The organism is Lysinibacillus sp. NPDC097279, from assembly GCF_044761745.1.
Classification (GTDB): domain Bacteria; phylum Bacillota; class Bacilli; order Bacillales_A; family Planococcaceae; genus Lysinibacillus.
The window spans coordinates 626,526-641,133 of the sequence record NZ_JBIWDA010000002.1 but is presented as its reverse complement, the minus strand read 5'-3'; the positions used below and the strand labels follow the sequence as shown (position 1 = coordinate 641,133).

Here is a 14,608-nt window from a genome sequence, read left to right as displayed (position 1 = left end):
TAATAATATGATATGTCTAAAAAACTCCTAAATTCTTACTGGCATCATATAAGTACCAACACTTTCATGCTTTTGAATAATGACTTCTACACCATATACTTCTTTCATACGTTCCGCTGTTACTGTTTCTATAGGTGTGCCTTCACATAAAATTTTTCCGTCTTTCATCAAAATTATATGGTCACTATATTTTATTGCTTGATTAATATCATGCAACACCATGACAATTGTTAACGAATTTTCTTTGTTTAATTTCTTCACTAGCTCCATTAATTCGATTTGATAAAAAATATCTAAATATGTTGTTGGCTCATCTAAACATAGAATGGATGATTTTTGAGCAAGTGCCATTGCAATCCAAACACGCTGACGTTCACCACCTGACAAGGCATCCAATTTACTCGTACGTTTTTGTGTTAAATTGGTTGCTGCCAATGCCCAATTTACTGCCGCCTCATCCTCTTCCACATTTTTTTTCATCAATTGTTGATGAGGTACTCGTCCATAAGCAACTAGTTTTTCAATTGTAATATCTTGCGGCACGATGTTTTGTTGATAAACAATCGCTAGTTTTTTCGCAAATTCCTTTGCCTTGTACGTCATTATATCTTTCTGTTCTAACGTTACTGATCCTTTTTGTGGCATATTATTCCGGGAGATAACACTTAGTAATGTGGATTTCCCACAACCATTCGGGCCAATAATCGTGGTGATTTTTCCCTTTTCAATTGTTGTTGTAACTCCATCTAAATGATTTTTCTTCTGATCATAAGATAGTTCAATTTGAGATACTTTCAATGCACTCACCTCCCTTTACTTATCTTTTCGGATTAAGAATATTAAGAACGGCCCACCGATTATGGCCATTATTGTTGATGCTGGGACTTCTAATGGTGCAACCACTATTCTGCCTAGCGTATCAGCAGTCAAAATCAGTAATGCACCAGCTACTGCTGAGAATGGAATTAACCATTTATGGTCGGAACCTACTAATCTTCTTGAAATATGCGGAATTAATAACCCAACAAATGCAATAACGCCTGCTGTAGCAGTTGAAATTGCCGCTAGTAATACCGCTATTGCTGCAATAATTAATCGTGCACGTGTCACATTAAAACCTAAGCTCTTTGCTGTTTTGTCTTGTAAAGCCAATAAATTGCACCACGAAGCTATTAGTAGCGAGGCGAGTAAGCCGATAACACCATAAAATGAAATTAAACGTACATCACTCCAAGTTCGCATTGACAAATTAGAGCTCCCTGCTCCACCAACCATTATATTCATGTAGCTACATAGCGTAACAAACGCTTCTGTTAGACCAGTAAACATCGCATTAATCGCAATACCTACTAAAATAATTTTCAAAGGATTTAAGCCTGATTTCCACGACAACATAAATACTAAAAAGCAAGCAAATGCTCCACCCAAAAAAGCCAATATTGGTGTGAAGAAAAACGTCATTGGGAATAATGTAATGACTAATAATTGTACAAATGACGCCCCTGCCGAAATACCGATTACACCTGCATCAGCTAATGGATTACGCATCACTGCCTGCAATAATACCCCAGCAACTGATAAGCCTGCTCCTGCAAAAATTGCGACGATAATCCGTGGAAACCGTAAATCTTTAATAACTGCGTAATTTGAATTTTCTTCACCAAATATGGCTCTAATAAATTCCGCAATCTCCATTTTAATAGAGCCTGTGATTGCAGAATATATAATTACAACTAAAAGCAATATGCTTACAACTATAAAACTACTAATTTTTTTATTCATCTGAGCCCTCTACATTTCTCATTATGGATACATAATGTTAATCAGTTCTTCAAGTGCTTGAGGTACTGCAAGCGTTGCTGTTGTTCCAAATAAAGGTTCCTCTAAATCATATACACGTCCATTTTTCACTGCATCAAAATGCTTCCATATATCATTTGTAGCAAATTCCTCATTAAACATTTCCACAACTTGATCGGGCAATCCATGTGCCAGACGAATAATAATATCTGGATTACTTTGTTGTAAAAACTCTGTATTAGACGGTAAATACTCAGGTTCTTGCCCGCTCATGACATTTTGACCTCCAGCCATTCTCACTAGGTCCCCAATATACGAATTTTCTGTTGCCACCAAATAGCTACCTGGAATACCAAGTAAAATTAAAACTTTAGGGGATTCTTTTGATTCTATTTGCATTCGAAGGGCCGCAATCTTTCCTTCCAGCTCTGACACTAACTTTGTTGCCACATCACTCCGATTATACTTTTTCCCTATTTCTAAAATGGCAGCTTTCATATTATCAATGCTTTGTAAATTTACATAGGAAGCATTAATACCAACCTCATCAAATATCTTTTTTAAATCTGTCTCCAACGTGGTTACTGAAAAGACCTCTGTTGGGTTCAAAGATTTTACAATTTCCATATCTGGTGACATTGGACTACCAACCTCGGGTAAACCTTCATATCGTTTAGGTAAATCATAAACAGTCGTAGGAACAGCAACGACGTCTAAATTTAGTGCATCTAAAATGTGAGCAACTGCAACTGTCGTTGGAATAATTCGATTTTCATCTTGAACCGTTGTATTATTTTCTTCTTTATCTTTTTCTACCGTATTTTCATTTTCCTTATTTGAACTAGTACATGCTGAAAGAACGACAAAAATAATACATAGCGCCACAATATGTAACTTATTAAAATTAACTTTTGTAGCTTTTATCATGGTCATTCACTCCTTTTAAAAAGCACCCTACTCCTACCTTAGCGAAGTAGATGAGGGTGCTTCCGAAATATTTCAATTGATTTCTTCCTTCATTCGTTTTTTAAAATTAAATAAGATAAATCCACTAACACCGAACAATAAAAGTATACCTATTGGAAAAGCATCACTTGTTTGAGGATTTGCTTCTTTTTCTTTTACTGTCGAAGTATTTGTTACTCCAGTATTAGCATCTTTTTTAGTCGTGTTAGTGTTATTTTGCACTGTTGTAGCTGTTACTGCACTACCATCTTCATTTTTTAATGACGCTGCATCCCACACAAAATCTACTGTATATTCATGATGATAATTTAAGTCATCAATATCCACCTTCATCGTAACAGCCGTTTTTGATGTATAAGAAGGTAATGCAAATTGGACAATACGAGTATCCTCTGCCTTATTTTCGCTTACGACTTTATTACCGCCTGTACTCGATTCAAATTTCGTTATCCACGCACTTTTTTTCATCTTCAGTTGTACAACCGAAGTGCCATTTTGAACTATAATTGTCGCAGGCTTTAAAAAATAATCGTTTGCAATGGAAGCAGATGAAGAATCTGGTTTATTCACTTGATAATTAATTGTGTATTTCCCATCTGCAAGTGCGGCAGACGCATCTAAATAAGGTGTTACAAAAATTGCTAATAATGCGATTAACATTACTGAAACTAACCTTTTGATAGTAAAACCTCCTTTCCATTGATAATCATTATCAACACTATGTAAATAAAAAGGGATATTAAAAAATACCCCTTTTTATTCTGCGTGTTCGACATATTATTTAATGATAATGATAATCATTATCATTATCATTAAATAAATGATAATATGTATTTATTAAATTGTCAATACTAATACAAAATAGATTATTTTCCCTTAATAAATTTATAAGTAAAATCGGAATTTAATATAACTTACGAGCAAACAACAAGTGTATGAATTCTTATATAGAAACTTCTTTTTATGAAGATTCCTTTTTCTTATTTAGTGCATTTCTCCATAACTTATCATTTTATTAAAATCAATAAAAAAAATTTCATGCACCAAAAAATCGGAACTTTTTCTTTGGGAATTTTATTATCCTCTTCCCCACTAATCATTCCGTTGGCTTTTTAAGGTATTAAATCCTTTAAACATTAATTATTGACAGTTTACTAACCAATGGTTATTATATAACCATTGGTTAGTAAATATGGAAAGTAGGTCCTATAATGAAAAGTAAACAGGCGGAACGGTCTGAAGAAACAAAAAAGCAGATAGTCGAATCAGCAGGCAGGTTATTTTCCGAAAATGGATACGATTCAGTGACAATACGAGCAATCGCGAAGGATGCAGGGTGTTCTCATACAACCATTTATCTTTACTTTAAAGATAAGGAGGAGTTATTACATCAGCTCTCTATGCCTCCTTTGCAAGAGCTACACAAACAATTTCTGTATCTTTCGGACGTAAGTACTTTATCTTCAGAAAGCAAATTAAAACAAATCAGTCTTAAATATATTCACTTTTGCCTACAGAATCGAAATTTGTATGATATTTTCTTCAATGCAAAGTCTACAAGAGTAGATCAAGAGGACCCAAAACTTGAGATTAATAGATTGCGAATTGAAATTTTTGAAATAATGAAAAAAATAATTCAAGAATGTCTTGCTATTTCAAATGAAGAACAATTATTAGCTTTTTCACGTATTTATTACTTCAACCTCAATGGCATTTTAAGCACTTATTCGTATCAACACGAAACGCTTAACGTTTTAATGGAAAGATTAACACCAACTTTTGATCTTGCAATTGAAATTCTTCTATTAGGCTTTAAAGAAAAATTACAAAGGGGAAATGAAAATGAAAGCTGAAAAAATCTCTGAGCATATTTGGAGCCTAAAATCGTGGATGATTGTTCCGATTCATGTGTGGATAGTCATTGAGGAAGATGGGGTCACTTTAGTAGATGCAGGAATGCCGATGATGGCAAAAGGAATTATCAAATTTATAAAGCAATTGAATGCTGGGCCTTTACGTAGAATTCTGTTAACACATGGCCATTCAGATCATGTAGGTGCAATACAGAAAATATTATTGACTCAAAATAATGTACCTGTATATGCACACGATATAGAAATACCTTATATGGAAGGTACAGTTCTTTATCCAAAAAGAAAGAAACTTGAATACAACTTGCCTAAACAATTAGCCCAACCTCTCACAAAGAGTACGCATGGAAAGTTACAAACTATTGCAGGGCTTACACCATATTTAACACCCGGTCATTCTCCAGGACATGTAGTTTATTACCATGAAAACGATAAAGTACTTCTAGCAGGTGACCTTTTCAACTCTAAAAAAGGAAAGCTTCATCCACCCATGTTCACCCCCTATATGGATGAAGTATTACAGAGTAGTTTAATTGTAAAAGAATTAAAACCTGAGCGATTAGAAGTGTGTCATGGAAACACGGTATTTCGTCCTGCAGAACAACTAGAGGAATATGTTCAAAAAACGACAAGAAAATTAGAGAGCTTATATATAGGAGAGTTTCATGTTAGTGAGAAGAAAATGCCTTGACCTAATGTGTGGGTGTTTCCTTCTCTTACGTTTATGTCGTTTTCCTAAAGTGGTCATTTATTTATCTTTATACTAGATATAGTCAAGCCACGAATGGCCAGTTGGAAATTGTTTTTTCAATGTAGTTTTTAGCCAATCTCTTTGTTCAGGCAGTAAAGAAGCAAGCATAATTTTTAGATCTTTAATATCTTTTTCTCTAACGTTTGCACTACCACCTTTATAAAGGAGTTGGATCTCAGGCCTCAGGTAAGGTATCTCCTCATCTGTTATTAAAAATATATCCTCTATTTCTCTTCTAATAGATTTTTCTCTCCTGTATATCCAGGATTGTTGCTCTGTCTCTACTAACATCATTTGAAAAGCCCAGGGAGAACTATTACTTTTGCTAGCCCAGATGTCATTTGTGGTTTTTAAAAATTCACCTTCTTGCCATCGAACTAGTTTCCCATTCTCTGCTTTGTATAGCATCCATTCATCTGATAAATGATTATAGATAGTTAATTGTTCCTCTCGAAGTATTATTACATCTATATCATCATGTACCCTTGTCTGCTTTCCTAAATGTAAATCTAAAGCCCATCCCCCTGCAATACCCCATTTAATTGGAATAGTTGAAAAGAGCTTATAAATAGCTGTTACGGTGATGGATTCCCAATTATCTATATCTGTCCTCAAATACATGTCCTCCCCAAAATATGCTGCAAGTAGTTTAAAGCACCACCGTTTTCAAAAAATTTATCTAATCGGTGGGATTTAATTGATTTAATAGCTATTTAAAGTAGACTAAAATAAAATTCCAACAAAGGTATCTTATATATTTTTTAAATGATTCGTATCATTTAGAAAGTGAATTACCTTTTCCTTATCAGTAAGTTCAATTAAACTAATTCCTGTATCTCCGATTTTAAAATAAAAATCCATGTTCATTGGCATTTGGTAAAAAGCACGTAATATATTATTAATTACGCCCCCATGAGCAACAATCGCAATTCGTTTATATTTATTTCCAGTCACAATTTTAGAAAATATCGTTTCAATTCTCATTCGAAATTCTATGAATGATTCTCCATTTTCGAAACGCTCATGAAAAAATTTTGGCTCTGGATACTTTTTTGCTTCTTCAAAGGATAGTCCAGCTTGAACACCATTATTAAACTCCATTAATTCTTCTTCCAATTGCACTGGGCAACCAATAATTTCTCCTAATGTTTCGGCGGTTTCACGTGCTCGTTTTAACGTACTCGCCCATATAAAATCTGGTGGGAAATCATTTTTTACTTTTTGAGATAAGCATCCCACTTGCTTTCTCCCTCTTTCTGTTAATTCAAAATCAGCTCTTCCTTCATGTACGTTTAAAATATCTGCTTCTGATTCTCCGTGTCGTATTAATAGTATTTGCATAACTTTTCTCCCAACTCTATTACTTTCAGTAATCCTTCAACTAATTGTAAAGAATATGAAATAAAACGGTAGCCAAGGAATTTTTGCAATGGCAACCGTTTAATTTTCATACACTATTTTCTATTTTATAGCAATCATTGAAAAAATGTTTGTAAATTACACTCATTCATTTTATATCTTCTCAAATGTTTGGACAACTATGATAATAAAAAATATAAATAGTTTATGTTTTCATTTTTACTCTCCAATAGTGTAGAGCACATAGTGAATTTTTGTATTGTCCATATCCTTAACCATTTTAACAACGTTCACCACTCAAATGTTGATAGCAAGTAAATTTGTTTTCAATTCTTAATATTTTGCAGCTTCAGAAGATGGATTTAAAATGTCTTTTATTTGTTCTTCTGTCACATCATAATTGTAAAATTTCGCGTAGTAATTTTGAATTTCTTCGTTCATATTATAGTCGAAAAGTTCTGGATGATTGTGAAGTGCCATCCATTTCAACATAAGTGGTGCATCTCCATTTGGTGGATACCAGCGATAAATACCTAGCGGTACTTTATACACTTGTTTATTTTTCACTGCTTTTAGCTGACTCCAATCTTGGCCATTAATCGTATTATTGAATAAGTCTTCTGGCTGTGTTTCAGTAAAGTTAGTAATGTAGATAATATCTGGATCCCAGTTATATATTTGTTCCATATTGACTGCCTTAATACCTTGAACATCCGCTTCTGCGACATCTATACCACCCGTAGCTTTAATCCATCGATTGCCATGCATATTCGAACCTGCTACCGATATTTCTTTATCGTTATGGTATTGAAGAATCATTACTCGAGGCATATCCTCTTTTTGTACATTGGCTAGTTTATCGTTAATTTCTTGTTGATTCTTTTTCCCTTCTTGAATGATTTGGTCAGGGCGATCTGTTGTCCCTGTGATTTCACCCGTTAATGTTAACCAACGATTTAAAATTTCTAATGGATCATCAGAATCGGCTGTTGCTTGGAGTGCAACTGTCGGAACCCCTGCTTCTTCTAATTTATTAATAGATTTTTCATCCGATGCAATCTCAAAATAGACTTCAGGATTCACTTTCATCAATTCTTCAATATTTACTTCCCCATTTTGAATAAAGGATGTATCTGCTTTCAATATATCAGGTGAAATATCTTTTAGGATTGAATGCGAAGCTGCATTATAAGAGTTCGGATGCATACCAACAATTTCTTTCGTCGAATTTGTTGCAATATACCATGTTGAGAAATATGGTAGAATGCCTCCTACTACAACACGGTCAGGATTCATGGGGATTGTTACTTTTCGATTTAGCTCGTCCTTAATAATGGCCTCTTCTTTCGTTTCCATTGTTCCATTCGATGCAGATTTATTTGCATTGCCTGACTGATTACAGCCGACTAATAATGCAGAAAGGGCTATAGCTGATAATGGGTATTTCCAATTCATTTGTTTACACTCCTAAAATATTTATATTCGACATAATTGATAATGATTATCAATATCATTATATACTCTACAGGATAGTAGTTCTAAGAGTCAACACCTTCTACTAATATTATATTTTTCTATTAATGCCCTCACCTAAAATTTTTTCAACATACCTTTAAAAGGAATATAATGGAGTGAAACATTAGTTGGAAAGAGTAAAAGCCCCCCTGTATGATGCATACATGTCAAAGTAATTGACTCTACATCAAACAGGAGGACCCTATTTTTAATTTGTCCTATAGACGACTCAAAAGCTCAAAATCCACTGAGTGAAAAGAAGTTCGCAAATGACAATCCCTTGTGCACACTCTGCTACTGCCCATTCGGTTTTCATTTCGATGTAGCTGCTTGAATTTCAAAGAAAGCCCAATGTTCTTTAGGAATATCGATAAAGATTTGTTCCTTTTCTTCAGTTGGTATTGGTCGGTTAAAAATTCGATTTAATACCTTTACTGCCTGCGCACGTGTTAGATTCTCTTCCGGTCTAAATTGACCGTCTCCTGAGCCAACCATAATGCCCATTGCGCTGATGCGGTCGATTTCTTTTACTGCCCAATGCGTAGACGCGACATCACTGTACGTTTCGCCATTCGCCGCAAGCTGACAGTACGGGTTATCTTTAGGTTCTTCTGCACATTGCTTATCGATCCACCTTACAGCAATAACCGCCATTTGGGCTCTCGTCATCATATCATTCGGTGCAAATGTACGATTGGAACGTCCTTGCATAATTCCTTGTGTCCGAATATACTCAATTTCGTTTTTTGCCCAAGTAGCAGCCGTATCCACATAAAAGAGTTGAGATGCTACTGGTACATCATTATCACTCAAATTTCTTGCGAGCATTGCTGCCATTTGAGCACGTGTGACATATGCATTCGGACGGAAAGTACCATCTGTGTAGCCTTGTATATATGAAGTAAATGTCCTATCTACCTCTTCTGGTTGTTGCTCTTCTTCCTGCCCTTGTTCAACATATAGTAAAGAGAAAGTTGAAAAATGCTGTACATCGAAGACAATACCTGTTTGTCCTTTCGGAAATTCTACAATACGCCCACGAATTAATTCGACTGTTCCATTGCTATGCTCTACATAAACCATGATTCGTTCTTGTTGAGCTGATGTTAGGTTTACGGGTATAGGCAATAACAACGTCACTGTACGATTTTGAAGGTTTGTGTCAATTGTTACTGGTTGACCGATGAGCTTTACATTCGCCCCATGACTTTGTTGTAAAACTAATTCTGCTTGTTTAGCCCGATCTTCGATAGCTTTTTGAAGTAGTGCATTCTTAATCGGCACAATTCGGAAATAAATATCGTCATTAAAAGCATTCATTGACGCAAAAGGAACATCTATGTTGATTATTCCCATATCTATACCAAAATTAGATTTGCCTTCTACTAATCGTTTCGCAGCTTCTCGATCAAGTATGACCTTTGTTTCACTAGCTGGTTGTTCCACATCGGGAATTATAAGTCGAGTTCTCTTTTGTTCTTTGTTCGCTAATTTGCGAAGAAACTCGTTTGCGTTGGCAACAGTAAAATTCACTCTGTCTTGGAAACTACCGTTAACATTTACACGTGTTAATACTGTTTGTATGAGTACCTCATCTGGCATACTTGGGTCTATAACATTCACCATGAATTGATTATTTGGTTCAACAGGGTCTGGACTTGAGGTTGATGTTCCTCCATCTGCTGGTACATCGTTTTTAGACCATATAGCATACAATAGTAGATTTCCTTTGGCCATTTGAAGCGTTTGTCCAGCTTTATACGTAACACCTTTGCCATCAGCCTTCGTATTCCATCCTACAAATGTATAGCCTGTTTTCCTTAAATCGTCTGTATTTCCTAGTACTGTAATTGTTTGGTAACCTTTATACTGCTTAGAGTCTATTGGCACTTTCCCTCCATCAGCTCCGTTACTGTCATACGTAACGGTGTATGTTGGTATTGCACTCGTCGTAAAACGCCAAGTAGTATTATTCGTAATTCCATCATACATATTTCCAGCTAAATCCTTAAATGCTCCTGCGTCAATTTGAATGCTGTAAACGGTGTTATCGTCCAAATCCACTGTAGGATTTATTGTCACAGTTTCATTAGTGATCGAAACGTTTGCTTGTGAAATACCGATTGTTTCGATAATTTGATTAGTTGAAGCATTTCGAATGAGAATGTTTTTACTAGCTACAGGTAAGATTTTTTCATTAAACTTTAACACGAGATTACCTGTAGGCAGCGCATTAGTTGCAAGGTGTGCTGGGTAATAGGTTGTTATTTCAGGAGCCTTTTTATCAAACTCCACCACTGCTCCTGTTGAAATCTCTGTAACCTGTGAGCCATCATTCCCCGCTAAATCTTGAACATCAATTGTAAAGTTAATAGGTCCATCTGTATCTACTGACTTTAGTGTATAGTTTGCTAGCCATGTTTTAGCATCGCCATCACCTTTATCACTTACATTTACTTTTTGTCCTAGAATCGTAACATTTGGTGATTGAATGTCCTCACTTGTCTCAATATCAATTGTAATAATATCGCCTACTTTAGCAACGGCAGTGTTGGCATTAGTTGAAGTCATTGTCACCTTCTTTACAGTTGGCTTTATACTATCCACTATGACAAAGCTTCCATCCGTTACGTCCGTTACAGTTGTTGCCGAATTTCCTAGTAAATCCTTAAAGTTAATTGTAAAAGGTGCTGTACCTTCAATATCACCATTGGCTATAACATATGTCGCTTGCCAGTTCTTTGCATTTCCGCTTACATTAGCTGTTTTCCCTACAATGGTAACTGTTGGTATTTGGATATTTTTATCTGTTTTTATTGCTAATATGATAGTGTCGCCTGCCTTAGCTTTTGTCGAATCGAAATTAGTCGATTTGATTGTCACCTCTATAGCTTGTGGCAGAGTTTTATCAATCACAAATGAAACCGTTGAGGCATTACCGACCCTATCTGTTACAACCAACGTATAACTTCCAATTGACGATACAGTGCTGCCACTTGTAAATGAAGATCCATTCAAGGTAGCCGTTCCTTCATTAAAGCTAATGGTTACATCCGTGTTATAAATACCTCCATTTGTAACCCCTGTTATGAATGGAGGCGTTGTATCTACCCCAATTGTATCTGAAAATGCATTCGATATATTACCTGCTGCATCTTTTAGTTGCATATATACGGTTTTACTACCATCCCCGCTTGATAATATCCAACTTTTTGTAGACACTTTTGACTCCCAACTGGACCAAGTAAAACCATCATTTGAAAAGCGCATATCTATCGCTTCTCCTTCTGTATCCGTTGCCGTCATTGTTAAAGTAACATTCGAAGAACTTGTATACGCTGCTCCATTATTAATTAGTATAGTACCTGTAGGAGCGTTATTTTTAGTAATCTGGATAGTAAACTCCTTATCAGACGAGTTGCCTGCCTGATCCGTTACGCTTATCGTAATCCTGTAACTATTTTTAGTATCATAGGTAAATAGCGCATTTGTCTTTAATACATTGCCATCAATCGTAAAGAAATTTGTATCCCCAGACTTTAAAGCATACCTGAATGTTTGTGCACTTCCTGAATCAGTTGCTGTCAATATCCCAATAGGTGTCCCTATAGGCGCCTTTTCTTGGACTATCGTATTAGTAAGGTCAATATTAGTAGGCGGTGTAGCATCATAGAATATTTGTAATTCATTGGATGCTTTATTGAATGAACCACTACTGTTCGTCACAACCTTTTCAGGAATTTTGATTTTCACCGTTCCATCAGTAATAGGTGATATTTGTGCCGTATATGTGGTACCACTTCCTGACACAGACATAACATTTCCATTTGTTACATTTATATCGGAAGTTGTTAAGCCTATCACTAGCTCACTGAAAACAATAGTTATAGAAATTGGATTGCTATTTGTTGGATTAGCTTGAAATAATGCTATTGTCACGGTTAGATGTGCATTAACGTTTAAAGTCATCGTATAGCTTGGACTAAGATTAAGACCATCACTTACCATAAATGTAAAAGATGATGCGGTGCTATTGTTGGTAATGTATTTTAATTTACCTGCATCTATGTCAACCTTACTAATCGTCATACCATTTGTAATCGCTTCGACAGCATCAAACTGTTCATTAAGATTGCTATCAACAAAGAGCTGCCCGCTATTTGGGATTGTAACGATTTGTATGGCTTGCATCGTATCTCCAGCATCTTCATCAGAAAATGCAAAAGAAGTACTATTAAATGTATACACTTGACCTTCATTTACATTTACGGTTCCATCACTCGATGTTGGAGGTTTATTTAATCCAACGGTTGTTACCTGTTGCATCGAATAAGCACTCTTATTGCCATCAGCATCTTTGACAATGACATTAAAATAATAGGTTGTATTGGCGGTAAGACCTATAACATTTAAGGAAGTAATGTCTTTGGTATAACCGCTTCCTAAAACTGTACCATTCGATTCAATAGTACTAACCGTATCAATATTATTACTACTAGATTGATAGACACGGTACTGTAAATCCCCTTGAGTTGTTAGATCGTCAGATGCTTTAGCCCAGTCCAACTGCACGCCTGTTGCAGTAATATTTGAGGCTGTAATCGCATCATTTGTAACGATTGGTGGATTATTTGGGGTAGGAACATCAATTGTAAATTGAGTAAATGTTAAATCCCATATGCCCGCAGAAATAGTAGGTATATATAGTACACTCGCAGTAATGACAAATGAGTTAATGCCCTCTACATTTATAGGGATATCATAAATAGGGTCATGATTAGCAATTGTTTTAAAGGTTACGGGATTTCCCTTTGGATTTCCGGCTATATCATACCCTTGAATCGATAAGCCGAACACATCATTTTCCGAATGTTTATATATCGTATCAATCGTTAATGATTTTAAATCGAAGATACCACCCGCAAAACCTTCTCCAGCAGAAATTTTAATTGATTTTGGTGGTGAATGTTCATCTGCATCAATATAATAACCTGCTGGATATGATGAACCATCACTATACTTTAATAAATCAAAACCATCATTACTAGGAATACCACTTACAATAAAACCATTCGTTGTATCATTTAGCCAGGAAGCTTGCGTTAAATCTTGTGTACACTTTGGAAAATTCGGCGTATTGCAAGTTGCCGCCTCCACTTTTAAAGGAGACATTAAGCTTATGCCCGTCATTTGGCTAAAAGTAATTAGCATTACACATAGTGTTATAATTAAAATCTTTTTCCCCATTTTTGTACTCCTTTTTAGTTGTCTCACATCCTTCGGTCAATGCAGTCTTAGCTCCTAGAAGGCCACTCTCCAACTAAACAAATAATGAAATTTACTCCCAAATACGGTTGCATATTATTATGTGCTTGACTTCCACCTGCTTGCCCAACCGTTAAAGCGTTCATTGTTGTATTCCCTGAATCAGAATAGACAGGGCGAGAACCTCTCCCTTGTTGTTCCGTCCATAATGCTCCTGCTGGCTCAATATTGGTTGTTTGGTCATTATTGCAAGTAGCGTGATGATTATGACTAGGCATTTGTGTTGTTAATAATGTAACAGTTGCCAAACCTCCAGCTGCGCCTATATTCCTTGTCGTTAATCCTGCACCTGTTCCTTGATGAATCGCTGCCCGACCATTTAAATTTGGTAGAGCAAAGGTTGTCTTTCCATCTCCTCCATACATGGTTCCTAAAATGGCAAATAAGGCACTGTTCGACGCAATATTTACTAGCTGACCATTACAAAAAGCCCAGTTTTGAGGTGGGAAATTACCACTAAAAATTCTAATTTCTCCAATATACGCTTCTGACATTTTTTTCACTTCCTTTGTTATTAATTTCTTGGAGGATATATGCCTAATAAAGCAATGCAATAATTTGCCACAATAAAGGGCTGCATATTTTGATGTGATTGCCCATTTCCTGCTGGCGATAACGCTTGTGCATTCATAATCGTATTCAATTGATTAGATGCATACATATTAATATCGGTTGAGCCCCATACATTACCAGTAGCCACTTTCGACGTAGCACTTTCCGAGCTAGCAGTCACAACATGGGTATGTGCTGGCATCTCATTACTTGTTAATGCATGTGTCTCTTGTCCAGCTTTTTGTCCGAGTGCCACACTGTTCCCTACATGAACAGGAACCCTTCCTCGTAAATCAGGTAAAGCAAAAGTTGTCCTTCCATCCCCTCCATAAGTTGTGCCCAATAAGGAAAACAAAGCTTGGTTTGTATTAATTGACAATATTTGCCCGTTACATAATGCCCATCCTCTTGGAACGCGTCCAAAGCTAAATAATCTAATTTCACCTACAAATGGATCCATTTTACATTC

The 14,608-nt window shown here is 35.8% G+C and carries 12 protein-coding genes; 2 read left to right on the top strand and 10 right to left on the bottom strand.

The annotated features are described in order from the left end of the window. Positions 1-27: 27 nt before the first annotated feature. From ACIQ1H_RS13240 to isdC, 4 genes are all read right to left on the bottom strand, one after another. Positions 28-798: an ABC transporter ATP-binding protein gene (locus ACIQ1H_RS13240; RefSeq protein ID WP_402889357.1), complete on the bottom strand. Its 771-nt coding sequence runs from the start codon at positions 796-798 to the stop codon at positions 28-30. A 15-nt stretch (positions 799-813) separates the two neighbouring features. Then, complete coding sequence (locus ACIQ1H_RS13235; protein WP_402889356.1) at positions 814-1,782, bottom strand: FecCD family ABC transporter permease; 969 nt, start codon at positions 1,780-1,782, stop codon at positions 814-816. Between the two features lie 21 nt (positions 1,783-1,803). Next, positions 1,804-2,727 (bottom strand): heme ABC transporter substrate-binding protein IsdE, encoded by a 924-nt coding sequence (isdE, locus tag ACIQ1H_RS13230; protein WP_402889354.1) that lies wholly within the window; start codon positions 2,725-2,727, stop codon positions 1,804-1,806. A 72-nt stretch (positions 2,728-2,799) separates the two neighbouring features. Further along, positions 2,800-3,426: a heme uptake protein IsdC gene (gene isdC / locus ACIQ1H_RS13225; RefSeq protein ID WP_402889352.1), complete on the bottom strand. Its 627-nt coding sequence runs from the start codon at positions 3,424-3,426 to the stop codon at positions 2,800-2,802. Positions 3,427-3,977: 551 nt separating this feature from the next. Here isdC and ACIQ1H_RS13220 point away from each other — a divergent pair. Beyond that, positions 3,978-4,619 (top strand): TetR/AcrR family transcriptional regulator, encoded by a 642-nt coding sequence (locus ACIQ1H_RS13220; RefSeq protein ID WP_402889350.1) that lies wholly within the window; start codon positions 3,978-3,980, stop codon positions 4,617-4,619. Then, the gene (locus ACIQ1H_RS13215; RefSeq protein ID WP_402889348.1) at positions 4,609-5,328 is read left to right on the top strand and encodes an MBL fold metallo-hydrolase; all 720 of its coding nucleotides are present in this window, start codon (positions 4,609-4,611) and stop codon (positions 5,326-5,328) included. The genes ACIQ1H_RS13220 and ACIQ1H_RS13215 overlap by 11 nt, the downstream gene beginning before the upstream one ends. Before the next feature lie 72 nt (positions 5,329-5,400). On the opposite strand, the gene ACIQ1H_RS13210 is transcribed toward ACIQ1H_RS13215, so the two are convergent. The 6 genes from ACIQ1H_RS13210 to ACIQ1H_RS13185 all read right to left on the bottom strand — a co-directional run bounded on the left by ACIQ1H_RS13210 (position 5,401) and on the right by ACIQ1H_RS13185 (position 14,599). Then, positions 5,401-6,009: a nucleotidyltransferase domain-containing protein gene (locus tag ACIQ1H_RS13210; RefSeq protein ID WP_402889346.1), complete on the bottom strand. Its 609-nt coding sequence runs from the start codon at positions 6,007-6,009 to the stop codon at positions 5,401-5,403. Positions 6,010-6,138: 129 nt separating this feature from the next. After that, the gene (locus tag ACIQ1H_RS13205; RefSeq protein WP_402889344.1) at positions 6,139-6,729 is read right to left on the bottom strand and encodes a histidine phosphatase family protein; all 591 of its coding nucleotides are present in this window, start codon (positions 6,727-6,729) and stop codon (positions 6,139-6,141) included. A gap of 351 nt (positions 6,730-7,080) precedes the next feature. Beyond that, on the bottom strand, positions 7,081-8,202 hold the full coding sequence (locus ACIQ1H_RS13200; protein WP_402889342.1) for an ABC transporter substrate-binding protein: 1,122 nt from the start codon (positions 8,200-8,202) through the stop codon (positions 7,081-7,083). A gap of 372 nt (positions 8,203-8,574) precedes the next feature. Continuing rightward, entirely contained in the window at positions 8,575-13,509 is a 4,935-nt protein-coding gene (locus tag ACIQ1H_RS13195; protein WP_402889341.1) for an S-layer homology domain-containing protein, read from the bottom strand. A gap of 47 nt (positions 13,510-13,556) precedes the next feature. Beyond that, positions 13,557-14,081, bottom strand: coding sequence for a phage tail protein (locus ACIQ1H_RS13190; protein ID WP_402889340.1), 525 nt, complete (start codon positions 14,079-14,081; stop codon positions 13,557-13,559). Positions 14,082-14,101: 20 nt separating this feature from the next. Continuing rightward, positions 14,102-14,599, bottom strand: a complete 498-nt coding sequence (locus ACIQ1H_RS13185) for a phage tail protein (protein WP_402889338.1) — start codon at positions 14,597-14,599, stop codon at positions 14,102-14,104. Between the last annotated feature and the right edge of the window lie 9 nt (positions 14,600-14,608).